This is a genomic window from Rhodococcus sp. ARC_M6 (assembly GCF_022810305.1).
Lineage (GTDB): Bacteria > Actinomycetota > Actinomycetes > Mycobacteriales > Mycobacteriaceae > Rhodococcus_F.
Genome location: NZ_JALGQH010000103.1, coordinates 1 through 259 on the forward strand (window position 1 = coordinate 1; position 259 = coordinate 259).

The 259-nt window shown below is 65.3% G+C and carries 1 protein-coding gene; it reads left to right on the forward strand.

The genetic code is table 11. The annotated features are described in order from the left end of the window. Positions 1–259: cholesterol oxidase substrate-binding domain-containing protein (locus MTX36_RS29580; RefSeq protein WP_279395142.1), on the forward strand; the 259-nt coding region annotated here is incomplete at both ends.

Consider the following 259-nt stretch of genomic DNA (forward strand, 5'->3'; position numbering starts at 1 on the left):
ACGGCACCGAATACGCCCTCAAAACCTACGACCGCGCCGACACCGCCATCCGCCCCCTGCTGACCAACCTCGGCCGCACCTTCATCACCGCCGTCACCTTGCAGGCCTCCCCCAACTACCGCATGCGGTGCATCAGCTACACCGACATCGGCTGGCAGGAACTCTTCGCCCCCAAGGGCACCCCCGGACGCACCTTCGAAAACTTCGTCCGCGACAACGGCCGCGCCGAAGCCATCTGGTACCCCTTCACCGACAAACC